This window comes from Cobetia sp. 1AS1, from assembly GCF_029846435.1.
GTDB lineage: Bacteria > Pseudomonadota > Gammaproteobacteria > Pseudomonadales > Halomonadaceae > Cobetia > Cobetia amphilecti.
Genome location: NZ_JARWKU010000010.1, coordinates 125729 through 148706 on the forward strand (window position 1 = coordinate 125729; position 22978 = coordinate 148706).

At 64.2% G+C, this 22978-nt stretch carries 23 protein-coding genes; 17 read left to right on the top strand and 6 right to left on the bottom strand.

Annotation, left to right across the window (positions count from 1 at the left end):
* Window positions 1–43 precede the first annotated feature (43 nt).
* Together QD280_RS15035 and QD280_RS15040 are read right to left on the bottom strand one after the other, a co-directional pair.
* On the bottom strand, window positions 44–1417 hold the full coding sequence (locus QD280_RS15035; protein ID WP_279839871.1) for a PQQ-dependent sugar dehydrogenase: 1374 nt from the start codon (window positions 1415–1417) through the stop codon (window positions 44–46).
* Window positions 1418–1487: 70 nt separating this feature from the next.
* A complete protein-coding gene (locus tag QD280_RS15040) occupies window positions 1488–2522 on the bottom strand; it encodes a lysophospholipid acyltransferase family protein (protein WP_279839872.1) in 1035 nt (344 codons plus the stop codon).
* Window positions 2523–2853: 331 nt separating this feature from the next.
* On the opposite strand from QD280_RS15040, the gene QD280_RS15045 reads away from it, so the two are divergent.
* On the top strand, window positions 2854–3588 hold the full coding sequence (locus QD280_RS15045) for a class I SAM-dependent methyltransferase (protein WP_279839873.1): 735 nt from the start codon (window positions 2854–2856) through the stop codon (window positions 3586–3588).
* A gap of 247 nt (window positions 3589–3835) precedes the next feature.
* Complete coding sequence (locus QD280_RS15050) at window positions 3836–5308, top strand: MFS transporter (RefSeq protein WP_279839874.1); 1473 nt, start codon at window positions 3836–3838, stop codon at window positions 5306–5308.
* A gap of 56 nt (window positions 5309–5364) precedes the next feature.
* Here QD280_RS15050 and QD280_RS15055 read toward each other — a convergent pair whose 3' ends face one another.
* Both QD280_RS15055 and QD280_RS15060 read right to left on the bottom strand, forming a co-directional pair.
* On the bottom strand, window positions 5365–6030 hold the full coding sequence (locus QD280_RS15055) for a 2OG-Fe(II) oxygenase (protein WP_192837520.1): 666 nt from the start codon (window positions 6028–6030) through the stop codon (window positions 5365–5367).
* Between the two features lie 211 nt (window positions 6031–6241).
* Window positions 6242–6871 (bottom strand): CoA pyrophosphatase, encoded by a 630-nt coding sequence (locus tag QD280_RS15060; protein WP_054555561.1) that lies wholly within the window; start codon window positions 6869–6871, stop codon window positions 6242–6244.
* A 142-nt stretch (window positions 6872–7013) separates the two neighbouring features.
* Here QD280_RS15060 and QD280_RS15065 point away from each other — a divergent pair, with 142 nt between their 5' ends.
* Window positions 7014–7598 (top strand): NUDIX hydrolase, encoded by a 585-nt coding sequence (locus QD280_RS15065; RefSeq protein ID WP_279839876.1) that lies wholly within the window; start codon window positions 7014–7016, stop codon window positions 7596–7598.
* Window positions 7599–7650: 52 nt separating this feature from the next.
* On the opposite strand, the gene QD280_RS15070 is transcribed toward QD280_RS15065, so the two are convergent.
* Window positions 7651–7962: an NGG1p interacting factor NIF3 gene (locus QD280_RS15070; protein WP_279839877.1), complete on the bottom strand. Its 312-nt coding sequence runs from the start codon at window positions 7960–7962 to the stop codon at window positions 7651–7653.
* Window positions 7963–8115: 153 nt separating this feature from the next.
* Between QD280_RS15070 and ftsB the strand changes: the two genes are divergently transcribed.
* The 14 genes from ftsB to QD280_RS15140 all read left to right on the top strand — a co-directional run bounded on the left by ftsB (window position 8116) and on the right by QD280_RS15140 (window position 21160).
* The gene (ftsB, locus tag QD280_RS15075) at window positions 8116–8490 is read left to right on the top strand and encodes a cell division protein FtsB (protein WP_054555736.1); all 375 of its coding nucleotides are present in this window, start codon (window positions 8116–8118) and stop codon (window positions 8488–8490) included.
* Window positions 8487–9278 carry a 2-C-methyl-D-erythritol 4-phosphate cytidylyltransferase gene (locus tag QD280_RS15080; RefSeq protein ID WP_279839878.1) on the top strand — a complete coding sequence of 264 codons (792 nt, stop codon included), beginning with the start codon at window positions 8487–8489 and terminating at the stop codon, window positions 9276–9278. The genes ftsB and QD280_RS15080 overlap by 4 nt, the downstream gene beginning before the upstream one ends.
* Window positions 9279–9369: 91 nt before the next feature.
* Window positions 9370–9870, top strand: coding sequence for a 2-C-methyl-D-erythritol 2,4-cyclodiphosphate synthase (gene ispF / locus QD280_RS15085; protein WP_279839892.1), 501 nt, complete (start codon window positions 9370–9372; stop codon window positions 9868–9870).
* Entirely contained in the window at window positions 9863–11038 is a 1176-nt protein-coding gene (locus QD280_RS15090; protein ID WP_347881975.1) for a tRNA pseudouridine(13) synthase TruD, read from the top strand. The genes ispF and QD280_RS15090 overlap by 8 nt, the downstream gene beginning before the upstream one ends.
* 51 nt (window positions 11039–11089) lie before the next feature.
* On the top strand, window positions 11090–11836 hold the full coding sequence (gene surE / locus QD280_RS15095) for a 5'/3'-nucleotidase SurE (protein WP_043331401.1): 747 nt from the start codon (window positions 11090–11092) through the stop codon (window positions 11834–11836).
* Between the two features lie 184 nt (window positions 11837–12020).
* Window positions 12021–12677, top strand: a complete 657-nt coding sequence (locus QD280_RS15100) for a protein-L-isoaspartate(D-aspartate) O-methyltransferase (protein ID WP_279839894.1) — start codon at window positions 12021–12023, stop codon at window positions 12675–12677.
* Window positions 12674–13627 (top strand): DUF368 domain-containing protein, encoded by a 954-nt coding sequence (locus QD280_RS15105; protein ID WP_279839879.1) that lies wholly within the window; start codon window positions 12674–12676, stop codon window positions 13625–13627. Before QD280_RS15100 ends, QD280_RS15105 begins: the two co-directional genes overlap by 4 nt.
* Window positions 13620–14873, top strand: coding sequence for a peptidoglycan DD-metalloendopeptidase family protein (locus QD280_RS15110; RefSeq protein ID WP_279839880.1), 1254 nt, complete (start codon window positions 13620–13622; stop codon window positions 14871–14873). The genes QD280_RS15105 and QD280_RS15110 overlap by 8 nt, the downstream gene beginning before the upstream one ends.
* 61 nt (window positions 14874–14934) lie before the next feature.
* Window positions 14935–15912 carry an RNA polymerase sigma factor RpoS gene (gene rpoS, locus QD280_RS15115; protein WP_043331399.1) on the top strand — a complete coding sequence of 326 codons (978 nt, stop codon included), beginning with the start codon at window positions 14935–14937 and terminating at the stop codon, window positions 15910–15912.
* A gap of 383 nt (window positions 15913–16295) precedes the next feature.
* Window positions 16296–17666, top strand: coding sequence for a TolC family outer membrane protein (locus QD280_RS15120; protein ID WP_107336201.1), 1371 nt, complete (start codon window positions 16296–16298; stop codon window positions 17664–17666).
* A 379-nt stretch (window positions 17667–18045) separates the two neighbouring features.
* A complete protein-coding gene (gene alr / locus QD280_RS15125) occupies window positions 18046–19197 on the top strand; it encodes an alanine racemase (RefSeq protein WP_279839881.1) in 1152 nt (383 codons plus the stop codon).
* A gap of 60 nt (window positions 19198–19257) precedes the next feature.
* The gene (gene lpxL / locus QD280_RS15130; RefSeq protein ID WP_216061341.1) at window positions 19258–20175 is read left to right on the top strand and encodes an LpxL/LpxP family Kdo(2)-lipid IV(A) lauroyl/palmitoleoyl acyltransferase; all 918 of its coding nucleotides are present in this window, start codon (window positions 19258–19260) and stop codon (window positions 20173–20175) included.
* 8 nt (window positions 20176–20183) lie between these two features.
* Window positions 20184–20567, top strand: a complete 384-nt coding sequence (locus tag QD280_RS15135) for a hypothetical protein (protein ID WP_043331395.1) — start codon at window positions 20184–20186, stop codon at window positions 20565–20567.
* Between the two features lie 431 nt (window positions 20568–20998).
* The gene (locus QD280_RS15140; RefSeq protein WP_043331394.1) at window positions 20999–21160 is read left to right on the top strand and encodes a DUF1328 domain-containing protein; all 162 of its coding nucleotides are present in this window, start codon (window positions 20999–21001) and stop codon (window positions 21158–21160) included.
* 204 nt (window positions 21161–21364) lie between these two features.
* On the opposite strand, the gene QD280_RS15145 is transcribed toward QD280_RS15140, so the two are convergent.
* Window positions 21365–22714 (bottom strand): DUF2254 domain-containing protein, encoded by a 1350-nt coding sequence (locus tag QD280_RS15145; RefSeq protein WP_279839882.1) that lies wholly within the window; start codon window positions 22712–22714, stop codon window positions 21365–21367.
* Between the last annotated feature and the right edge of the window lie 264 nt (window positions 22715–22978).

Here is a 22978-nt window from a genome sequence, read left to right on the forward strand (position 1 = left end):
GGGCCTCGCTTCTCAAAAGCCCGTTCTGCTGAAGGTGAGGTCATCAATCGAAGGTGAGGCGATAGAGGCCAGCCGCGCCGCTATCCGAGGTGAAGTACAGGCTGCCATCAGGGCCGAACAGGACATCGAGCGGGCGAATCCAGCGCTGACCGCTGCTGCTGTCCTGCAGACCGGTCAGTACCGGCACCAGGCGTGCTTCAGTGTCTGGCGTCGCCAGCTTGAGGCCCAGCAAGCGAGGCTCACGGCGGCTGGCCGGGTCACCCGCCGCGTTGCCGGAGGGCGCCGTGCCCCAGCTGCCGTGGACTGCCACCACGACATCCATGTCTGCCGCCAATGGATGCTCTGGCGGTACCACCGCGATTCCCATCGGCGCACTGCGAGCGGGGATCTCGGCCAGCGGCGGCGCAATCTCGTCACGCTCACGCGGTGAATCGCTCGTGATGCAATCATCCGCCTGCCAGCGGCCATCGACCCACTGATACCAGGGCATGCCATGGAAGCTGCCTTCGCGGGCAGCAACCACCAGCTCGCGAGGATGTTCATAGCCCCAGTGGTCGGGGCCGTTGTTGGTGGCCAGCAGACGCGGCTCATCTTCCCTACCTGGCTGCCAGGCGAGGCCTACCGGGTTGCGCAGCCCGCTGGCCCAGGGCTGCCAGTGCGGGGCATCGCCGGATTCCTCAAGGCGCAGCACGCCGCCGCGGCGTTCACTGAAGGAGTAGCCCTGCTCGCTGCCTGAAAGGTATTGATTCGAGCAATTGCCCTGGATGCCCAGCGCCAGATAGAGGCCACCATCCGGCCCGAGACTCAAGGTGCGCGAGTTGTGGCCACCGCCGCCGGGCAGGGCGATCAGCTCACGAAAGTCATCGCGGGTGAGAGACTCGCCGGGTGAATAGTCGGCGACCAGCAAGGCGGCGGTGGTCGCGACATAGAGCTTGTCGCCGCGCACCACCAGCGAGTGAGGGTAGCCCGACAGTTCGGCCAGCGTCTTCACGGCAGAGAGGTTGCCGTCCGGCGTCAGCTGAGCGCGATAGACACGCTCGGCCCGCGAGCCGATCAGCAGTTCGCCAGCATCAGTGAGGTGCAGCATGCGTGGACTGTCGAGCGAGGCCAGCCGCTCGAGCGTGGCGCCCTCAGGCAGCTTGAGCGCAGGGGCATCGCTGGGCACTTGCTGAGCGCTCACCAGCGACAGTGAGGAAGCGGCATCTGTCTCTGCCTGGGCTGGCAGAGACAATGCGAGACAGGCCGCCGCGGCACTTGCGGCCAGGCGTGTTGCCGCACTTGTTGCCAACCTTGTCGCCAAGCCTGTCACCAGACTTGCCGGCAGGCGTGTCGATACCGCCCGGGACAGGGAGGGGCGCCGGGGCGATGCGCCACTTGTGAGGTGAGCGGTGTGAGCGACGTGAGTCTCGATCGGCATCCTTGCCTCCTGTCATTGAGCCATGCGCATTCAGTCTGGGAGCTGATGGCCTGATCCGCCAGTGCTGCCCTCAGCCGCGCTTGCTGGCCTTGCGGCGATGCTTGAAGTAGCGGCGCCAGCCCTTGAGCGAGAAGAAGGAATAGGTGCGCGCATAGAAGCGGGCTTCCTGCCAGCCCGGTTGTTGCTCCATTTCCTGCGGGCTCTTGCGCCAGCGCTTGTATTCCCACTGATACTGGGCCGGCGCCAAGGCGATCGCCGCTTCCACCGAGGCATTCACCCCGCGTGCCGAGGCGACTTCCTCTTCGCAATAGACACCCTCATCCGCGGCGAGGAAGTGGATGGCGAAGCCATGGCCATCTTCCAGGCGCTGGGCGACACCGGTGACGACGCGCGCATCGGTTCTCGCCACCAGCTTGGGCAGCAGGGTGGCGGTATAGGCGGGGCGGCCATAGAAGTCGGCGAAGACGCCGCTGCCACGGCCCGGCTCCTGATCCGGCAGTATGCCGATCGCTTCGGCGCGCTTGAGCGCCTTGAGCAAGGCAGCGACGCCACGCGAGTTGGTGGGCACCAGGCTCGCGCCCATGCGTTCACGACCATTGCGGATGATCGGGTCGAGGCGCTCGAACTTGGGTGGCTCGTACATGGCGGTGAACGGGAAGTGGCTGGAGAGCCAGAAATTGAGCACTTCCCAGTTGCCGAAGTGCGGCGCCAGTACGATGACGCCGCGCCCCTCGGCGCGGGCCTCGTCGAGCAGGTTGCGGCCGTGGACCTCGAGAATCGAATCGCGCACGGCGTCTTCATCGCCCAGCCACACCTTGCCCAGTTCCAGCATGGTGGCGGTGGAATGCGCGAGGCTGTCGCTTGCCAGACGCGCGCGCGCCTGCCTGTCGAGCTGCGGGAAGGCCTGGCCCAGATTCTGGCGCGTGACCCGGCGCTCACGGGGGTTGCACAGCTGCACCACACGCGCCAACGGGCGCGCCAGCCACCAGAGCTGGCGGGTGCTGAGCCCGGACAGTCGCTGCCACAGACAGGCCACGGAATTGGCCTTGAGAGGAGTCAGGCGCTGTTCCATGGCCTGTTCGAACCGCTTGAGAGTCTTGTCCATCGTCACACGTGAAGTTCCGGTGGTCTGGCGTGAAAGATCGCGCCTGTCTGACGCGAAGGCAGGCGCCGTGACATCGTCAGGTGTCGCGGTGCCGCACTCGAATGATGCTCATTGTGCCAGAGGGGGACGGTGCCTGCAGGCTCCATCGTGGCAGGCGCAAGACACTGGCGCGGGGTATCATTCAGCACTCAGACAGTCGCCACCTTCGATACGTTCACCTGCTGCGGAATTGCCCGTGCCGCCGCGGTATCGCGCGTGGCACCGAGTCGTCACCGCCAGCCGTGTGGTGACGTCGACCCTCATCGCCAGTGTCCCTTGCCGCGGAGCCCTGATGTCAGCCCCTGATTCCCTCGTTCCCTATCCGCCTGCGGATACTGTCTGCCCGCTGTGTGAGGCGTCCCAGAGCCAGCATGTACTGCACCTGGTACAGCGGCGCAGGCCGTGCCCCGACACCGGTCAGCGACCGCCCGCCGACGAGCGCGATTACCTGCGCTGCCCGGAATGTCATCTGCTGTATCTGGCGCCGTCCCAGCGCCTGGATGCCAGGGCAGAGCAGGACATCTACGACCAGCACGAGAATGACCCGGCAGACCCGCGCTATCGAAGCTTCCTGGCCAAGCTCTTCACGCCGATGTGCGAGCGGCTCGCGGCCGGTGCCAGCGGGCTCGATTTCGGCTGTGGGCCGGGGCCTGCCCTGGCGCAGATGTTCGAGGAGGCGGGCCATCCGATGGCGCTGCACGACCTCTATTATCATCCGAACCCGGCAGCGCTCACCCGCCAGCATGACTTCATCGTCAGTACCGAGGTGATCGAGCATCTCTACGCGCCGGGCGAGGTCTTCCGCCAGTGGTTGCGCTGCCTCAAGCCCGGCGGTCTGCTGGGGGTGATGACGCAGCCCGCCTCGGATGATCCGGAGGCGCTCAGGCGCTGGCACTACCTGCGTGATCCGACGCATGTGTGCCTGTTCAGCCCGGCGACCTTTGCCTGGCTTGCGCGCACGCACGGACTCGAGCTTGAGCAGGTCGCCAACGACAGCGTCATCTTCCGCGTGCCCCAACCCGCCTGACAAGGGCGTGGGGCAGGGCATGGGACAGGGCGTGGGACAGGGCATGGATAGGGCGCTGGACAGGGCGCAGCGACACCCAAGACGATATTGTCGCCAAATGACGCAAAAAGGCTTGGATTTGGCGCGGACTGTCACTATATTGCCCGCGCCTTGACGTATTCTCGCAGGGCAAATTCCCCCTCCCGACGATATCCGCACCTTGCGGCATTGGCTGATCGCTGACTGGCGGCCGGCCGAGGATCTGGTCATGCCCCGTCATCTGTTGTTGATGTCCCTTGCGCCCCTGCTCGGCCTTGCCTTGCTGGGGATCGGTAACGCCATGCTGACCTCGCTGGTCCCGTTGCGGCTGTCTGCCGCCGGCGTCTCGAGCGAGGCGATCGGCCTGATCAGCTCGGCCTACTATCTGGGCCTCGGGCTCGGCGCGCTGGTCAACGACCGCCTGCTACTGCGCATCGGCCATATCCGCGCCTATGCCGGCTTCGCTTCGCTGGTGGCGGTCGCGGCACTGGCCATGGGGCTGGGTGAACACCCGGTGGTGTGGTTCCTGCTGCGCATGATGATCGGCTGGTCGCTGGTCGGAGTGTATCTGGTCATCGAGAGCTGGCTGCTGAGCGCCGCCGACCCCGCCGTGCGCGGTCGCCTGCTGGCGCTCTACATGATCGTGCTCTACGGCGCGGGGGTGCTCGGTCAGCTGCTGCTGGGCGTGACCGCCATGCTGAGCCTCGAGGCGGCCTTCATGCTGGTGGCGATGCTGGCGGCGGCCTCGGTATTGCCGCTGGTACTGCTGCCGCGCGTCTCGCCGCTGATCGAACAGTCCGAGCCCTTGAGTCCGTGGCGGCTGATTCGCATCACGCCGACGGGCGTGTTCGGCTGTCTGGCCTCGGGACTGGTGGTGGCGGTCATCTATAGCCTGCTGCCTCTGGCACTGGGCGATGGCGGCACCCTGAGCACCGCGGAGATCGGTCAGCGCATGGCGCTGGTGATTCTCGGCGGCATGCTGCTGCAGTACCCCATCGGCCGCTGGTCTGACAGCCACGATCGCCAGCAGGTGCTGATCATCCTGTCGATCGCCATCGTCGGCTTCGCCGCCTTGCTGATGGGGCTGGCGCGCGAGGGTATCGCCCAGCTGACGGTGCTGTTCCTGCTCGGCGGCGCCGCCTTCACGCTCTATCCGGTGGCGGTCAGCCACGCCGCCGACCGTGCGCCCGCCGGTGCCCTGGTGCGCATGAGTCAGGGCCTGCTGTTGATCAACGCGGTGGGGTCGACCCTGTCACCGCCGGCGGTATCGCTGCCGATGGCCGAGATGGGTGCGATGCCCGGCATGGCGCTGAGTCTGGCGGTGATGGGCGGCGGCATGCTGCTCTTCTTCGTCTGGCGACGCGTGATGCGTCCGGCGCCGCAGCCGTTGGCACCCTTCGAGACCCATGCTCCGCAGACACCGCTGGGCACCGAGCTTGCGGTCGGGCCTGAACTGGTCGAGGCCGCCGAGGACCACCTGCGTGACGCCGAGGCCGATGACCCGCTGGTCGAGGTCACGCGTGAGCTGGTCGCTGACATGCCGGAGCTGATCACGGATGCCTCGCTGGACAGCCTCGAGGAGATCGAGGTCAAGGAGGAACAGGCGCGGCACGACGAGCAGGCCTTGAATGACGAGCAGTCATTGCAGGACGCGCAGCGCCAAGTGCCGCCACGCGATGACACGCCGCTGGCGCGCGACTGAGGGACGCTGGCGCGGCGCTGTCCAGACCTGTCTGGCCGGGCCTTCCCGCCCGGGAATCAGCGTGCGGGATCGACCAGGTTGCCCTGTGAGCTGTTGCGCCGGAACCAGCCGGTGACACTGGCGCGTGCCTGATGCGTCGGCAGCACCTCATGGGGGATCTGCTCGGAGAGGAAGCACACGAAGGTGCCGGCCTCGGGGGTGACGCGTGCCATTTCGCGGCTGTCATCCTCGGGGTCGTAGAGCACGATCTCGCCGCCGCCATCGCGCGGCCAGTCCTCATTGAGATAGAGCACGCTGGAGATCAGGCGATTGCCGCGGCCGCGAAAACTGTCGAGATGCTTCTTGTAGAAGCTGCCGACCGGATAGTGGGCGAAATGGGCCTCATATTCGAACAGCCCCAGATAGAGGGCACGGTTGAGCTCATCCTTGAGCACGTTCATCGCTTCCAGATAGGCGCGCTGGGCGCGTGAATTACGGTCCAGCCAGCGAATCGCGTCGCCGCGGATGTCCGGGCGCAGATCATGCTCGCGTCCGCGCCCGATACCCGCCGCCATCAATTGCTGCCGCGTCTCAAGCTCCGTCAGTTCGTCATTGAGCTGACGGATGACCTGACGCGGCAGGAAGTCGGGGCGCACGCTGTAGCCATGCTCGACCAGTTCATCGATCAGCAGGTTCAGCGCGACAGGGTCCAGCAGTGGGGCGGGTGCAGGTGCAGCGGGCATCAGGCGCTCCGAACGGGAAGTGGCGTGGCATCGTGGGCGAGGAGTTATAGTCCAGTGCCATTGTCGGTGCAATATCGTCGGTGCAATGGCAGCGGTGCAATGCCATCAGGGCGATGACATCAGGGGAATGGCGAGCCGCTCGGCGGGAACACACCTTGTCTGGTTCAGCTGCTCAGGAGCTCAGGAACTCAGGAGTTCAGGGTCTTGAGGTTCAGGGCCGAGGCGGCACGGGGCGCGGCGGCAGATGGCGCAGCGGGGCACCAGGCGGTGGCGCTGCCTTGAGGCTCACGGCATGGCCAAAGCCGATGGCCATCAGTTCGACCAGCATCATCGAGGACAGCCCCCACAGCACCTGGTCGGCCACGCGATAGCTGGGCACGTACCAGGTCTCGTCACCGACGGTGATCACATCGGTATGCTCGCGCTCGTCCTTGAGCAACATGCTCAGCGGCATCTCGAAGATCTGCTCGATCTCGCCGGGGTCAGCGCGCAGCGGCAGGTCGGCGGGAATGCGCCCGACAAAGGGCGTGACACGCATGCCGTGCAGGGAAATCACGTCGCTCAGCTGGCCGAAGACCTCCACGGCGCTGGGCGGCAGCGCGACTTCTTCCTCGGCTTCGCGCAGCGCGGTGGCCAACAGATTGCTATCATCGGGTTCGGCCTTGCCGCCGGGGAAGGCCACCTGGCCGGGGTGCTGGCTGAGATGGCTGGCACGCCGCGTGAGCAGCAGCGTCGGTTCGGGACGATCGATCAGCGCGATCAGGACGGCGGCGCGGGGCAGCTGGTGGTCGGTCGCAAGGGGTTGATGTGCTTGCAGGCGTTGGCGCAGGGCTTCTAGCATGTCGTTTCCTCGTAGGCATTCATCATGTGGCGCGAGGGTCCTGGCGGTCAAGGCGACTGCCATGCCGCTGGGCCCACCGCGCAGCGAGGAAGCGGAGACGGGATGTCACTGAAGGGCGCCTTGAGATTTCATGGGAGAGCGAATGAATTATTGCAGTCACTGTGGTGAAACGGTGCGTCTGGCAGTGCCGCAGGGCGATGATCGTCTGCGCTACCTGTGTGATAGCTGCGGCACCATCCATTATCAGAATCCGCGCATCATCGCGGGCACCCTGCCGGTGCGGGACGGCAAGGTGTTGCTCTGTCGGCGTGCAATCGAGCCACGGCTGGGCTATTGGACCCTGCCGGCCGGCTTCATGGAGAACGCCGAGACCACCAGCGACGCCGCTGCCCGCGAGACGCGGGAAGAAGCCGGCGCCGAGGTCAAGCTGCAGGGGCTCTATACGTTGATCGACCTGCCGCACATCAATCAGGTCTACATGCTGTTTCGGGCCGAGCTGATCAGCGGCTACTCGGCCGGCGTCGAGAGTCTCGAGGTGGCACTGTTCGCCGAGGAGGAGGTCCCCTGGCAGTCGCTGGCCTTCCCGACTATGGAAGTGACGCTGCGCCGCTACTTCGAGGACCGCAGCCACGGCGAGGGTGACGAGCATTTCCCGCTGCATCTCGAGCAGATCGACCTGGAAACCCGCGAGCACTTCTTCAATACCACCTTCCTGCCCGCGAGCTAGATCGTCTGGCCATTGCTGACCTCGCGTGCCTCGCTCTTCGGGGTGCGTGGGGTCAGAACGTTTCCAGTCGCCAGCAATCGAAGGCGACTTCTTCATAGGGATGGGCCTCGCGCAGCGCCGCCACGGCAGCGGCGATGAGCGAATCGTCACATACCAGCTCTATCTTCAGTTCGGCGACGCGCTCCAGCGTGCCGCAGGTCCCGATATGCGGATTGGCGCTGGCCAGTGGCCGAAACTGGCCGGTGCCGCGTGTCTCGAAGCAGCAGGTCTCGTAGTCGCCGATGCGCCCTGCACCGGTGGCGAAGACGGCTTCCTTGACGTGTTCGGCGTCATTCTCCGGGACGAAGAACGCAAGCTTGTACATCGGATGACTCCTGGCAGAAGGGTGAGGGGGCGCTGTCATCAGGTGGCCCTGATCGACAGGGGTGCGTCAAGCGTGGCAACGGATGCTGGCAGTGCCTGCGTCACGCTCCCGGATGATGGCATAATGCGCGCTGCAACGGCCAAGGACATCGCCATGCTCAAATGGATCAATATCTCACTGCTGCTGCTGCTGGCACTGCTCCAGTATCGGCTGTGGTGGGGCGAAAATGGCATCACCGAATTATTCGATATTCGCGCACGCGTGCAGCAGCTTTCCAAGGAAGATGCGGTGCTGGACAACCGCAATCAGCGGCTCGGTGCGGAAGTGGTCGACCTCAAGAATGGCCTGGCGGCCATCGAGGAGCGTGCACGCAATGACCTCGGCATGGTGCGCAAGGACGAGCAGTTCCTGTGGGTGCCCAATGTCGCGGTACCGGAACGCAAGGCGCCATCACCCGATGAAGTGGCGGACGGTGCGCTGGAGGGCAAGGGCCTGGAAGGCGGGCTGCCCAAGGTGATCACGCCATGATGCCGACAGACACCTCGCGCGAGCCCCGTCTGTGGTATCTGGTGCCGGCCGCCGGCGTAGGCAGTCGCATGCAGGCCGACCGCCCCAAGCAGTATCTGGAGCTGTCGCCCGGCGGCTGCGTGCTGGAGGCGACGCTGGCGACACTCAAGCGCGCGCTGCCCGAGGCAGGGCTCTGTCTGGTGCTGGGCGCCGATGATGGCTATTTCTCGCCGTCGATGGTGCCGTGGCAGGACTGGCTGCGCGCCGATGGCGGCAGCGAGCGTGCCGACAGCGTGCTGGCGGGCCTGGATTGCCTGAGCCGCCACGCCCATGACGATGACCTCGTGCTGGTGCACGATGTCGCACGCCCCTGCGTTCGCGAAGCCGATATCCATGCGCTGGTCGAGACCGCTCGTCGCAGTGCCGATGGCGCCATCCTCGCGGCCCCCGCCAGTGACACCATGAAGCGCGCCGCGCCGGCCGGCGACTCCCGCCCGCATGGCGATGGCGATGAAGAGCGTGCGCCGAGCATCGCGCACACCGAATCCCGCGTCGGCCTGTGGCATGCCTTCACGCCGCAGGCCTTCCCGCTGGGCCTGTTGCGACGGGCGCTGCGTGAAGCGCTTGGGGAGAACCCCGCGCTCATCACGGATGAGGCCTCGGCACTGGAGGCCTGTGGCCGTGCCCCCGTGCTGGTCGCCGCCGCCCGCGACAATCTCAAGATCACCCATCCGGAAGACCTCGCCATGGCGCGCCTGCTGCTGGCCGCGCGCGAGGCGCTTCCCGATAGCCCCCGGACGTCTGCCTGACATGACTGAGCAATCTGCAACACCCGCTGCTGCCACTTCCTCTGCGCAATCCGCGACCTCTTCCCCGCAGGCTGGCCATGTGCCGATGGCCCTGCGCATCGGCCACGGCTTTGATGTGCATCGCTTCGGCGATGGCGATCACCTGATGATCGGTGGCGTGAAGATCGCCTACGAGCATGGCTTCGTGGCGCACTCCGACGGTGACGTGCTGCTGCATGCACTGTGTGATGCGCTGCTCGGCGCCTGTGGCATGGGCGATATCGGCAAGCATTTCCCGGACACCGACAGCGAGTGGTCCGGCGCCGATAGCCGTGGCCTGCTGCGCCACGTGATCGGGCTGGTCAATGCCGCCGGTTTCGGGGTCGGCAATGTCGATCTCACCGTGATGGCGCAGGCGCCGAAGATGGCGCCGCACATCCAGGCGATGCGGGGAGTGATCGCCGAAGACCTGCGTGTGCCGCTGGCGGTCGTCAACGTCAAGGCCACCACCACAGAGCGGCTCGGCTTCACCGGTCGCAAGGAAGGCATCGCCGCCGAGGCGGTGGTGCTGCTGGGCGCGCTGCCGACCGCGGGCGGAGCCGAGCATGTCTGAAGTGAATGACATGTCTGAGTCGCCCGAGGCGGATGCGCTGTTTGCCGAGGCGCTGACAGCGCTGGACGCCGCGGGCAGCGAGGCGTGGGTCAAGGAAGCCGAATTGATGCAGCGCTGGCCGCATGCGCATGGCGGCCCGCTGGGAGCAGGCGACTTCCGTCACACGCCGGAGGACTTCCGGGTCACCGAGCTGATGGACTTCGTGCCCGAGGGCCACGGCGAGCATCAGTGGCTGTGGGTCGAGAAACGCGGCCTGACCACCGATGACCTGTGCCGTGAACTGGCCAGCCTGTGCGAGGTCGCGCCACGTGATATCGGCGTGGCCGGTCTCAAGGACAAGCAGGCGATCACCCAGCAGTGGGTCTCCGTGTGGTTGCCGGGGCGTGAAGCGCCGCAGGATCTCAGCGATGCGCTGGCCGAGAAGGGCGTCCGCGTGCTGGCCAGCGTGCGTCATCCGCGCAAGCTCAAGCGTGGCGTGCATCGCGGCAACCGCTTCGCGCTGCGTGTCAGTGGTGAGGCCGTCGCGCATCCCGAGTTCGAGGCGCGCTGGCAGACGCTGATACGTGATGGTGTGCCCAACTATTTCGGGCCGCAGCGCTTCGGCCATCAGGGACATAATCTCGGCCGGGCACGTGCCGTGCTGGTGCGTGGCTGGCGCAAGCGCGATGACCGCAGCGGCATGCTGCTGTCGACCGCGCGCAGCTTCCTGTTCAACGAGGTGCTGGCTGCGCGCCTCAAGGCGCATTGCTGGGCGACGGCGTTGAGCGGTGAGGTGTTTGCGCTCAACGGGACGGGCTCGCGCTTCGTCACCGATGGCAGCGAGTCGGCCGAGACGCTGGCGCAGCGCCTGGCGAGTGGCGATATTCATCCCACTGGCCCGCTGTGGGGCACCGGGCGTGCGGAGGCTCATGCTCAGGTCGCCCAGCTCGAGCAGGTCCTGGCCACGCGTTGGCCGCAGCTGTGCGAGGGGCTCGAGAAGGCTGGCGTCAAGGCGGAGCGTCGTCCGCTGCGCCTGATGCCCGGCAAGCCGCGTCTGGAGTGGGATATCACGCCAGAGCAGGCAAAAACCGAAGGTGGCGAGGCCAGTGTCTGGCTGCACTTCGATCTGCCGCGCGGCAGCTTCGCGACGGGCCTGTTGCGTGAACTGATCGCCCACCCGCTGCTGTAGTGCCGTCAGGCGACATGACGACTATCCGATGATTCGCAAAGGAGTGAGATGATGCGCAGGATTCTGCTTTCCAATGATGATGGCGTGCACGCTCCGGGGCTCAAGGCGCTGCATGACGCGCTGGCCGGGCAGGCACGTATTCGTGTGGTCGCGCCGGACCGTGACCGCTCAGGGGCCAGCAACTCGCTGACGCTGAGTCGGCCGTTGCTGCTGTCCGCGATGGAGAACGGCTTCTACAGCGTCGACGGCACGCCCGCGGATTGTGTCTATCTGGGCGTCAATGGGGTCTGGGACGAGAAGCCTGACATCGTGATTTCCGGCATCAACCATGGTGCCAACCTGGGCGATGACGTGCTGTATTCCGGCACCGTGGCGGCGGCGATGGAAGGGCGCTCGCTGGGCATGTCGGCGATCGCGATGTCACTGTGCGGCAAGACCCACTTCGAGACCGCTGGACGCGTTGCGGCGAGCCTCGTCGGCGCGGCCGAGACCCTGGCATTGCCGCCGCGCTCATTGCTCAACGTCAATGTGCCGGATGTGCCGTGGAGCGAGATTCGCGGCTTTCGCGTCACGCGTCAGGGCCACCGTGGCCCGGCGGGCGCCCCGATCGAGGTCAAGGACCCGCGTGGCCGTACCCGCTACTGGATCGCGCTGGCCGGCGATGGCATCGATGATGGCGATGACACCGACTTCGCCGCCATCGCGGCCGGCTATGTGTCCATCACGCCGTTGATGACGGATCTCACCTCCCATGGGGCGCGTCACGATGTGGCGCAGTGGCTCGAGGCGCTGACCTGAGCGACGTAGCGCCAGCCAAGGCTCAAGATTTCGCTGTGAAGTCCTCGTTCGAAGGATATGAATCAAGACCATGAAGGACGTGTATCAGAACGCTTTCCCGCTTGCGCAGTCAGACAGCGCAGCGGGAATCGCCGGGCCCTTGCATCTCAGGCGACCGGACACGGCGCAGCTGAGCGGTATCGGCATGACGTCCCAGCGCACGCGAGACCGCATGGTGGCGCGCCTGGAGGATGCCGGCATTCGCGATGAGCGGGTGCTGGAGCTGATGGCCAGTGAACCGCGCCATCTGTTTCTCGATGAGGCGCTGGCGCACCGTGCCTATGAAGATACTGCGCTGCCGATGGGGCAGGGACAGACCCTGTCCCAGCCTTACATGCACGCCCGCATGACGGAGCTTGCCCTGGCGCAAGCGCCGCGCCCGCGTGAGGAGTGTCGGGTGCTGGAGGTCGGCACCGGTTCGGGCTATCAGACATTGCTGCTGGCGCGTCTGTTCGCTCGGGTGTCTTCGCTCGAGCGCATCGCCGTGCTGCACGCCAGGGCCGCTCAACGCCTTGGCTGGTTCGGGCTCGACAATGTCGAGTTGCGCCATGCCGATGGTGGGCATGGCTGGCAGGACGATGACTCGGCATTTGATCTGATCGTGGTGACCGCCTGCGCGCCACATCTGCCGCAGGCGTTGTTGAAGCAGTTGGCCCCGCAGGGGGTGATGATCGTGCCATTGGCCGAGGACGACAGTGATCGTCAGTGGCTGACACGAGTGCGCCACGTCGGCGACACTCAGGATATTCAGCGGTTCGAGGCCGTGCGCTTCGTGCCGTTGCTCGAGGGAGTGATCAGGTGAAACGAGCTTTGAGCGTGTTCTTCAAGGGCGCTGGCATGGGGGCGGCGGATGCCGTGCCCGGGGTATCAGGCGGCACGATTGCCTTCGTGACCGGCATCTATGAAGAATTGATCGAGTCCATCAAGCGCTTCGGCCCCTCCGCCATCGGCGTATGGCGTGAGCAGGGCTTCAAGGCGCTGTGGCAGCATTTGAATCTGGCCTTTCTGCTGCCGCTGGTCGCTGGCATCTTCGCCAGCCTGATCAGCGTGGCGCATCTGGTGACCTGGTTGATGGAGGCGCAGCCGCTGCTGCTCAACGCCTTCTTCTTCGGGCTGGTGGTGTGCTCCGGGGTGGTGGTCGCGCGGCGTATCACCACCTTCCGGATGGGCTATCTGGTGTGGTTGGCGCTGGGGCTGGTGCTGGCCAGCAAGTTGCCCAGCCTGTTGCCTGCCACCACCGATGCCTCCTGGGTGCTGGTGGTCGGCGGCGCCATCGCCATCAGTGCCATGCTGCTGCCGGGCGTTTCCGGCAGCTTCCTGTTGCTGACCATGGGCCTCTACGGCACGGTGATGACTGGCATCAAGAGCTTCGATCTGCAGCTGATCTTGCTGTTCGGCAGCGGCTGTGCCATCGGGCTGTTCACCTTCTCGCGTTTGTTGTCGTGGTTGTTTCGTCATCATCACACCGCGACACTGATGCTGCTGACGGGCTTCATTCTCGGCTCGCTGCCGGTATTGTGGCCGTGGCGCACCATCACCGATTATCGTCTGGGACCCAAGGGTGAACAGGTTCCGCTGGATTACCACTTCATGATGCCGGATACCTATACCAGTGTGACCGGTGAGCCTGCCCAGCTGTGGGCGGCACTCGCCCTGATGCTGGCCGGCGTATTGCTTGTCTGGTTTGCCGGAGAGCGCTCCGGCCCGGATGACGACTCCAGCAATTCCCGCAAGGAGCAGGAACATGCGTGACAGGATGGACAAGGGAATCAAACTGACGTTGGCAGGTCTGGCGCTGGGTGCGCTGACAGCCTGCAGCACGGCGACCACTCGCCCGCAGGTTCAGGACCTCAACGCCGGCAATGCGCGTATCACCTCCGACACCTATACCGTTCAGCGCGGTGACACCCTGTATGGCATCTCCTGGCAGAGTGGCCAGGATTTCCGGGATGTGGCGCGCATGAACGGCTTGAATCCGCCCTATACCCTGCAGCCGGGGCAGACGCTGCGACTGGACCCCAACACCCAGCTGCCGGCCAGTGCGGCGGGCGCTTCCGGTACGAGCGTCGCCTCGAGCGGTGGCGTCGTTGCCACGCCGATGGGCGAGGGCAGTGATGGTTCGATCGCCGGCGGCAGCGAACTGCCTGACTGGCTGGCGCCGGATGAGTCCGCCATGGCTCAGCAGCAACAGCGCACCAGCCAGGCCCAGTCGCTGACGACCGGCTCGGGTGGCGTGTCATCGGCCGCCACCGGTGCCGCGGCGGCTGCCGGGCTGGGGCCTGTCTACCAGGAAGGCAGTGAAGAGGCGCTCGCCGAGACGGCGCGCAACTCAGCCAATGACAGCGCAGAGCAGGCCAGCAGCAGTGCTGCGCAGGCCAGTAGCTCTGCTACACAGACAGCCAGCCAGACGGCCAGCGAGGCAGCTGCCAGTGCGGCCGCCGCCCAGGCCGAGGCGCGCAAGGCTGCCAAGGAAAAGGCCGAGCAAGCCGCCGCTGCCGCCGCAGCAGAGCGTGAGAAAGCGGCCGCTAGCGTGAAAAATGAGGCTGCCAAGGTTGAAAAGGGCACCAACGTCGCTGGCGAAACCGCCAAGGCTGCACCGGCCAAGAAGACCTATGTTCCGGTAAAAAACGTTGACTGGCAGTGGCCTACGCAAGGCGAGATCATCGGCAAGTTCGGCGAGTCCGAGAGTGTCACCGGCGGCATTGATATCGCTGGTCAAAAGGGGCAACCTGTCAAGGCAGCAGGGCCGGGAATCGTGGTCTACGCCGGAAGCGGAGTACGTGGTTACGGTAACCTCATCATTCTCAAGCACAACGACCGCTATCTGAGCGCCTACGCCCACAACGACACTCTGCGTGTATCAGAGAACGATGTGATCGACGCCGGACAGGTCATCGCCACTCTGGGAGCCACTGACGCTGAACGTGCGCAGCTGCACTTCGAGATTCGCGAGGATGGGCAGCCCAAGGACCCACTGAAATTCCTGCCTAAACGCTGATTCCCACCGCTGCCACAACAACAAGTTCCTGGCACCAGACCAGAGACAACGGGGTATCGACATGAGCATGCTGGAAAAGGATATCGATCAGGCTGAGGTTGAGTTGTCCCTTGAGGATGTCGAGGAGGACGACGATACGCTTGAGGCAGAAGCGGAAGAGGCGGCATTCGAACGCGCCTTGAATCGTGAAGAGCGCAAGCACTACCAAAGCCTGGATGCGACCCAGATCTACCTCAACGAGATTGGTTTTTCCCCGTTGCTCAAGCCCGAGGAAGAAGTCTACTTCGGGCGTCTGGCACAGGCGGGCGACCCCGCCGGTCGCCAGCGCATGATCGAGTCCAACCTGCGTCTGGTGGTCAAGATCGCGCGGCGCTATCTGAACCGTGGCCTGTCGCTGCTCGACCTGATCGAGGAGGGCAATCTGGGGCTGATCCGCGCGGTGGAGAAGTTCGACCCCGAGCGCGGCTTCCGTTTCTCGACCTACGCCACCTGGTGGATTCGCCAGACCATCGAGCGGGCACTGATGAATCAGACGCGCACCATTCGTCTGCCGATTCACGTCGTCAAGGAACTCAACATCTACCTGCGTGCCGCGCGCCAGCTGACCCAGAAACTGGATCACGAGGCCACCGCGGAGGAGATAGCCGACTTCCTCGACAAGCCGGTCGATACCGTCAAGAAGATGCTGGGGCTCAATGAGCGCGTGTCATCCGTCGACTACCCGATGGGCGGCGAGAGCGACAAGCCGCTGATCGAGACCATCGCCGACGAGAATGACACCAGCCCGGAGTCCAGTCTGGTGGATGTCGACGTCAAGGCGCATGTCGATGAGTGGTTGGCGGAACTGACCGAGAAGCAGATGGAAGTGGTGGTGCGCCGCTTCGGGCTGCGCGGTCATGAAGCCGCGACGCTGGAGGAAGTGGGCGAGGAGATCGGCCTGACGCGTGAGCGGGTGCGTCAGATTCAGGTCGAGGCGCTCAAGAAGCTGCGGCGCATGCTCGAGAAGCAGGGGCTGACGCTCGAATCCATCTTTGAATGATGCGCGGGAACAGTCGTCATGGCTGTCGATACCCTGATGCAGGTTGCCAGTGAAAACGGCCCGCTCGTGATTCGAGCGGGCCGTTTTCATATTGTGTCATCATTATTCTGGCAGAGTGGGGGCATTCTGACGCACTGCGCTCGAGTGCAGGGTGCCCCATGGCACTGTTGTCAATTTGGAAACGCTGTATCGTGCAACAAAGTTAGCCAACTAACTGGACGCCCAAAAGAGCGACGATTAGACTAAGGCCACTTTTTCCACGACCCGCTTGAGCAGGGCTGAGGCAGTAGTCCAGCCGATGTGTGAGCTACCTTTTACCTTGTCCTGGTGCTTTCGAGGCGCCATGCAGGTCACGACTGTCACTGATCAGGAACAACGCATACATGGCCAACATTCGCATACTGCCACTGGTGCTGGCGATGGGTTTTGCGACCCAGGCTCAGGCTGCCAATCTGCTCGACATCACGCGTGATGCATTGACCCACAACGCCAGCCTGTCCTCCTCTCGCTCGCTCTATCAGAGTGTCGAGGACAATGAGCGTATCGAGCTTGCTGACCTGCTGCCCCAGATCACTGCCACGGGGACCGTGTCGCGTACCGATGTCACCGGCAATTCCCAGAGCGGCACCGAAGGCGATTACACCGACAGCAATATCGTGGTCAACGTGAACCAGCAGCTCTTCGATGCCGCCGACTGGTATGAGCTCGCGACCAGCAAGGACACCACCCGTCAGCAGAAACTGCTGCTGGATTCCGATCAGCAGCAGCTGCTCTATGACGTGGCGTCTGCCTATTTCACCATCCTGAACAATCGTGATGTGCTCGATGCGCGCATCGCTCAGGAAAAGGCCTTCTCCCGCCAGCTGGACCAGGCCAATCAGCAGTTCGAGGTCGGTCTGATCGCGATCACGGATGTGCAGGAAGCCAAGGCATCCTTCGATGACGCGCGTGCCCAGCGCATCGCGGCCGAAGCCGATCTCCAGGTCAGCTTCGAGGCCCTGCAGCAGCTGACGGGTCAGCAGTACGATTCCATCGATGGTCTGGAAGAAGATCTGGCGATCGAAGCGCCGGTGCCGGCCAGCCGCGGCAAGTGGGTCGAGATGGCATTGTCCAACAACCCGCTGATCGGTGCTGCCCAGAAGGGTGTCGATGTCGCCAGAGGCGATGTGAAGACCTCCCGCGCAGGCCACCTGCCGGAAGTCGGCGCCTTCGCGACCTACTCCTACGATGAAACCGACATCGATACTGCCGGGGGGTATCAGGAATACAACCAGATCGGTATCCAGGCCTCCCTGCCGATCTATACCGGTGGCCGCACCTCCGCCCAGGTACGTCAGAGCACCCATCTGCTAGAGCAGAGCCAGTACGACTTGCTCGACCAGCAGCGCTCCACCACCCAGAGTGTGCGTTCGCTCTACAGCCAGGTGCGCAGCGACGTCCTGACCGTCAAGGCGCGTAAGCAGGCGATCGTCTCCAGCCGCAGTGCACTGGAAGCGACTCGCTCCGGTTATGAAGTCGGCACCCGTAACATCGTCGATGTGCTGGACGCCGAGCAGGCCCTGTATCAGGCGCTGGCGGACTACGCCTCTTCGCGTTACACCTATGTGCTCGACCTGCTCAACCTGCGTCAGGCGGCAGGTATCATCGATATCAACAGCGTGCGTGACCTCAACGAGAGCCTCAAGGCAGATCGTCAGGTGTCCCTGGTGCTGAATGATGAGAGCTCCGACGAGCTGGAAAACGCAACACCCTGATCGTCCCGCGCTGGCTATCGCCACGTGCTGCATACACCCCCGCAGGCCCTGCCTGCGGGGGTGTATGCGTTTTGGGGCATGCGTTTGAGGGCATCAGTTGGTCAGGCCACTGATCGTCAGGCATGTGTTCACCAGGCAAGTGATGGTCAGACAGCAAGGCGCCAAAAAGCAGCGCGCAAGGGCAGCGCGGCCTCGCTGCAAGCGGTTTTGCAGTGGCTTCGGTCGAAAATCCTGCATGTGTTTTAACAGGTAGTGGTTTCTATCGGTAATTTGGGAAAAGTTTGGTGGTTTACAGCGTGACCTGACGGCGATGATGGAAAATAATTGAGGGGCTTGCTCTGCTATCTGTCATTTTCACCGATCACTCTGGAGTCCCCACATGTCCCGCCCACTGCGCGCTGATATTGATCTCGATGCACTGCGTCACAACTATCAGCTGGCCTGCGAGCTGGCGCCGCATTCGCGCGCCCTGGCCGTGATCAAGGCGGACGCCTACGGGCATGGTGCGGTGGCGTGCGCGCAGGCACTGGCGGATCTCGCCCCCGCCTTTGCGGTGGCCACGATAGAGGAGGCGCTGGCGCTGCGGGCGGGCGGTATCTCTCATCCGGTCGTGTTGCTTGAGGGGGTGTTCGAAGCCGCGGAGTACGCCTTGGCGGCCGAGCATGACTTCTGGTGCGCCATCCACAGCGAATGGCAGTTGGCGGCCCTCGAACAGAGTGAGCTTGCGCAGCCGCTGTCCTGCTGGATCAAGTTCGACTCAGGCATGCATCGTCTCGGCTTCACGGCCGAGCAGGTGCTGGACGCCAAGGCGCGCCTCGAGGCGTGTGGCAAGGCGCGTGACCTGCACCTGATGACGCACTTCGCCAGCGCTGACAGCCTGACACCAGACTACTTCCAGCAGCAGATGGCGGCGGTGACAGCCCTGGCGACCGAGGCAGAGCTGCCGCTGTGTCTGGCCAACTCACCGGCGACGCTTGCCTGGCCAGAGACGCATGCGGCCTGGAACCGCCCGGGAATCATGCTCTACGGGGCAGACCCGCTGGAAGGTGCCAATGACGCCAGCCGGCGCCTGAAGCCGGTGATGACGCTATCTTCGGCCATCATCGCCGTGCGTGAGATCGCCATCGGCGAGCCGGTAGGGTACTCGGGGCGCTTTGTGGCCACGCGTCCGACGCGTATCGGTGTCGTCGCCTGCGGCTATGGTGATGGCTATGACCGCCATGCCGTGGATGGTACGCCAGTGCTGGTGGATGGTCAGGAAACGGTGCTGGCCGGCAAGGTGTCGATGGACATGCTGACGGTGGATATCACGGACCTGCCCGAGGCGGGTGTCGGTTCTCGTGTGGTGCTGTGGGGCGAGGGGCTTGAGGTCAATCGCGTCGCCGCCAGCAGCGACACCATCAGCTATACACTGCTGACGGGGCTGCTGCCGCGCGTGCCCAGACACTATCATGGCGGCGTTGGCAGTGTGGCGGACGACAAGGGTGTCGCGCAGTTGGCCAGCGCTCAGCCGCTGGATACGCACGCCTGACCTGACGGCAAGGCTCGCGCGGTCTACAATGGCCGCCGTTGCCCGTCGAACGAGAGAGTCATGGCCAAGAAGAGCTATCCCGAGAGTTTTGCACACCCCCGCTACTGGCTGACCTGGCTGGGCATCGGTGCCATGAAGGCTTCGGCCTATCTGCCCTGGTGCGCCAAGTTGTGGCTGGGGCGTGGCCTTGGTGAGCTGGCATGGCGCTTCGGCAAGCGTCGTCGTCACATCACCGACACCAATCTCAAGCTGTGCTTTCCCGAGTGGAGCGAGGCGGAGCGCGCGCGTCAGGTGCGCAAGACCTTCCACGCCAACGGCATCGGTATCTTCGAGACGGCCACCGGCTGGTGTCGTGATCCTGAGCACATGCGTGATCGCGTGACCTTCAAGGGGCAGGAGCACATGGAGCGCGCCATGGCCCAGGGCAAGGGGGCGCTCATCGTGGGCATCCACTTCTCGACCCTGGATCTGGGCGGCGCACTGCACTCGCTGTTCTTCCCGGCCGATGTCGTCTATCGCCCTCACGACAACCCGCTGTTCGAGCGCTTCATGACCCGTGCGCGCAATCGCATCTTCGGGATCGCCATCGATCGTCACGACCTGCGGGGCGTGGTGCGTCGCATCAAGAGCGGTCATGGCGTGTGGTATTCACCGGATCAGGACTTCGGGCGTGATGTCAGCGTGTTCGCGCCGTTCTTCGGCATCGATGCCGCCTCCATCAAGCTGACGGCCAAGATCGCCCGCATGACGGGCGCGCCGGTGATGCCCTTGATGTTCCACCGCAATCCGGACAATCGTACCTATACGCTGGAATATCTGCCGGCGCTGGACAACTTCCCGAGCGGCGATGACGTCGCCGATGCCACGCGCATCAACGCCTTCATCGAAGGGGCGATCCGCAAGCATCCCGAGCAGTATCTGTGGCTGCACCGTCGCTTCAAGACACGTCCCGAGAAAACCGATCCGTCCCTGTACTGAGGTGAACCATGAGCAACGACATCTCTTCTCACGTCACCCTGGCCGAGGTGGAAGCGCGGCTGGCCGCTGGCGATACCTTCGTGCTCAATCAGGTCGCGGAATGGTGCCCGGATTGCACCGAGCGTCAGCGTCCGGCGTTGCCCGCCTTCGAGGCGGCGCTTGCCCGTGGCGGTCTGCCACTGGTGACCCTGTGCGTGCAGCAGACCCGTGGGGTCTATCTCAGCGATGCTCATGCACAGCTGAGTGAGCGCATCGGCGGTGCGGGCTATCCGCGTACCTTGCTGGTTCGCCACGGCCAGCCGGCGAGCCTCGACAGTGGGTTGAACCGCGTCGAGGTGATGAGCGAGCCCGATCTCGTCGCCTACGCCGAGGCCTTGATCGCCGCGCTGTAGACCGTCACCCCTGGCATCGATCATCCGCCGCTGTCAGGGGGATGACGCGAGTGATGCACACAGCAAAGGCCCCCGTTCGGCATCTCGCCGAACGGGGGCCTTTGCTGTGTAAAGCGGCACCCGACAAGCAACATCACCTGCCCGAGCTGCATGCGTGCGGTCAACCGAGTGCCGCCTATCGTGTGCCTATGACAAGACGTGCGGATGACGGGGCAGGCTTTCAACCCATCACAAGGGCTGAGCCAAATTCTTTTACTGAAGTGCGACATCATGTTGACAAAGCTTTAGTTTATTACCATCTTGGCAATAACGAGTCAGGTGGCTGACACACCTCCTGATCGCCGCTTTCAGCACTCTGGAGTGCGCTTGGGGCGTCATCCGTCAGGGGCTGACTCCCCCGCGACAATTCTCACATGACATAAGGAATTGACATGCTCAACTACGCCATCATCTTTCTGATCGTTGCTGTCATTGCCGCCGTACTGGGCTTCGGCGGCATCGCCGGCACCGCAGCGACCATCGCCAAGGTCCTGTTCGTGATCTTCCTGGTGCTGTTCCTGGTGTCCTTCTTCAAGAGTCGCCGCAAGCCGTGAGGCTCTGGCTTCCTGCCACGGATCAGACTGACGGCAACAGGCCGCAAGCCATCACGTGATCGGATAGACGGCTTTGAGACAGTACGACTTCGAGACAGTACGGCTCACGGACAGTACTGCTCAGAAATAGTACGAGTCAGAGACAGCAGCGCCTGCGACGGTGATCGACCGTCGCGGGCGTTGCTCGTTCAGGCGCTGGCCTTTTTACCACTGAGGGCTGGGTAGGTTCAGGCGATGGTGACCGGCCTGCAGACCGTGTTCGATGAAGCGACGATCCACCTCGAATTCGGCCTGGGCGAGAATCGCCTCCACCACCTTGTCGGCATGCTGTTGCAGCAGCACCAGATGGCCGTATTGCGCGCCCATCAGGGACAGGGTCTTCAACAGCTCCAGCAGGGCCAGACAGATCGAGAGGTCATCACGGCCATAATGCAGAATCGGCGTGATGGAGCGGTAGAGGAGGCTTGCGAAGGACTCCATCTGCCAGCTGACGCGAACGGCCTTGTGATCATCCACGCAACAGTTGCACAGCGGCACCGACATGCGCTCGCTGAGCAGCTCCGTCAGCTGGTGCATGCACAGCCGTGCCGTGCCGGGGTCATTGATGCCGGGCGACAGCGCCTTGATGGCGACTTCCATCAGCTGGGTCAGGCCGTGCTCGTGCAGGTCCTCGACGGACTCCCCATCCAGATAGCCAAGGGCGGCACGCAGGTTCTTGATCAACTCGGCCTGCTGCTCTTCGTCGAGCTCTTCCCCCGCCGTCGCGCCCTCTGGCAGGCCGTTGGGCCACTCGATGCGCATCAAGGGCATGCCGCTGACGATGAAGGCGCCCAGCGCGAAATCCAGATGCACCACCATGTCATGCTTGATGGCCAGCTGGCGCAGCGCCGAGAAGTCGACCTGCTGGATGTAGCCGCGCCGGCGTGCCCGCAGCAGCTGGCACTGGTCGTCGTCACGGCTGACCTCGCGCTCGCAGAAGCCATCGTCACGATTGCGCTGACGCAGGCGCTCCAGCGAGAGGCGGGTGCGTCCGGACAGGCGCCGCGCGACGGCGTTGATCTGCACCGACTGCGAGACCTGATGGATGAAGTAGACGAACATCCCCAGGCAATTGACCATCATCAGCACGCCCAGATAGACCGCCAGCGAGCGCCACAGGGTCGGGGAGTCTCCCGTATTGGGCACCATCAGGTTGACCAGCAGGAACAGCAGGCTGCCCAGGTAGTGGCCGAGTACCAGCTGGTGATGACGCTCGGTCACCAGGCCCAGCAGCAGCTTGTGGGAGAACTGCGCGCCGGCCTGGGTGAGCACGCTCATCACCATGGTGAAACTGAAGACCATCAGCGAGATCAGGCCGCCGACCAGCGCCGCCAGCAGGGTGCGCGGGGTGTCATGTTCCTTGAAGGTCAGTGCTTCGAAAAAGTCGCTATTGGGCAGCGAGGAAGGGTCCGGCAGCCCGGAGGGCATCACCGAGATCAGTCCCAGCAGGGTATAGACCATGGCCAGCATGCTGGGGAGATAGGCGATGCTGGTGGTCCAGGTTCGCAGCCACATGAGGGGTTGCTGTAGCCAGCGATTCATAGACGATTCCCGAACGGATGGATTGGCAAGCTCCTGTTATGACGGCTCGCGCCGAGCACTGCAAGTCAGCATGACGTGCTGGCAGGAGGGGGCAGGGGGTGAGGAGGGGAGGAAAGAAGCAGAACAGGGCCGAACAAGGCGGACAGAGCGGGCAGAACCGAACAGAGCAGACAAGAGCGGGCGGAACCGAACGGGGCGGACAGACTGGAACGAACAGCAGGGCCCGATGACAAGACG

Excerpts from the sequence above, each read along its gene's own strand:
- QD280_RS15035 (WP_279839871.1), bottom strand. The coding sequence starts at position 1,417 with ATGCCGATCGAGACTCACGTCGCTCACACCGCTCACCTCACAAGTGGC.
- QD280_RS15040 (WP_279839872.1), bottom strand. The coding sequence starts at position 2,522 with ATGGACAAGACTCTCAAGCGGTTCGAACAGGCCATGGAACAGCGCCTG.
- QD280_RS15045 (WP_279839873.1), top strand. The coding sequence starts at position 2,854 with ATGTCAGCCCCTGATTCCCTCGTTCCCTATCCGCCTGCGGATACTGTC.
- QD280_RS15050 (WP_279839874.1), top strand. The coding sequence starts at position 3,836 with ATGCCCCGTCATCTGTTGTTGATGTCCCTTGCGCCCCTGCTCGGCCTT.
- QD280_RS15055 (WP_192837520.1), bottom strand. The coding sequence starts at position 6,030 with ATGCCCGCTGCACCTGCACCCGCCCCACTGCTGGACCCTGTCGCGCTG.
- QD280_RS15060 (WP_054555561.1), bottom strand. The coding sequence starts at position 6,871 with ATGCTAGAAGCCCTGCGCCAACGCCTGCAAGCACATCAACCCCTTGCG.
- QD280_RS15065 (WP_279839876.1), top strand. The coding sequence starts at position 7,014 with ATGAATTATTGCAGTCACTGTGGTGAAACGGTGCGTCTGGCAGTGCCG.
- QD280_RS15070 (WP_279839877.1), bottom strand. The coding sequence starts at position 7,962 with ATGTACAAGCTTGCGTTCTTCGTCCCGGAGAATGACGCCGAACACGTC.
- ftsB (WP_054555736.1), top strand. The coding sequence starts at position 8,116 with ATGCTCAAATGGATCAATATCTCACTGCTGCTGCTGCTGGCACTGCTC.
- QD280_RS15080 (WP_279839878.1), top strand. The coding sequence starts at position 8,487 with ATGATGCCGACAGACACCTCGCGCGAGCCCCGTCTGTGGTATCTGGTG.
- QD280_RS15090 (WP_347881975.1), top strand. The coding sequence starts at position 9,863 with ATGTCTGAAGTGAATGACATGTCTGAGTCGCCCGAGGCGGATGCGCTG.
- surE (WP_043331401.1), top strand. The coding sequence starts at position 11,090 with ATGCGCAGGATTCTGCTTTCCAATGATGATGGCGTGCACGCTCCGGGG.
- QD280_RS15100 (WP_279839894.1), top strand. The coding sequence starts at position 12,021 with ATGACGTCCCAGCGCACGCGAGACCGCATGGTGGCGCGCCTGGAGGAT.
- QD280_RS15110 (WP_279839880.1), top strand. The coding sequence starts at position 13,620 with ATGCGTGACAGGATGGACAAGGGAATCAAACTGACGTTGGCAGGTCTG.
- rpoS (WP_043331399.1), top strand. The coding sequence starts at position 14,935 with ATGAGCATGCTGGAAAAGGATATCGATCAGGCTGAGGTTGAGTTGTCC.
- QD280_RS15120 (WP_107336201.1), top strand. The coding sequence starts at position 16,296 with ATGGCCAACATTCGCATACTGCCACTGGTGCTGGCGATGGGTTTTGCG.
- alr (WP_279839881.1), top strand. The coding sequence starts at position 18,046 with ATGTCCCGCCCACTGCGCGCTGATATTGATCTCGATGCACTGCGTCAC.
- lpxL (WP_216061341.1), top strand. The coding sequence starts at position 19,258 with ATGGCCAAGAAGAGCTATCCCGAGAGTTTTGCACACCCCCGCTACTGG.
- QD280_RS15135 (WP_043331395.1), top strand. The coding sequence starts at position 20,184 with ATGAGCAACGACATCTCTTCTCACGTCACCCTGGCCGAGGTGGAAGCG.
- QD280_RS15140 (WP_043331394.1), top strand. The coding sequence starts at position 20,999 with ATGCTCAACTACGCCATCATCTTTCTGATCGTTGCTGTCATTGCCGCC.
- QD280_RS15145 (WP_279839882.1), bottom strand. The coding sequence starts at position 22,714 with ATGTGGCTGCGAACCTGGACCACCAGCATCGCCTATCTCCCCAGCATG.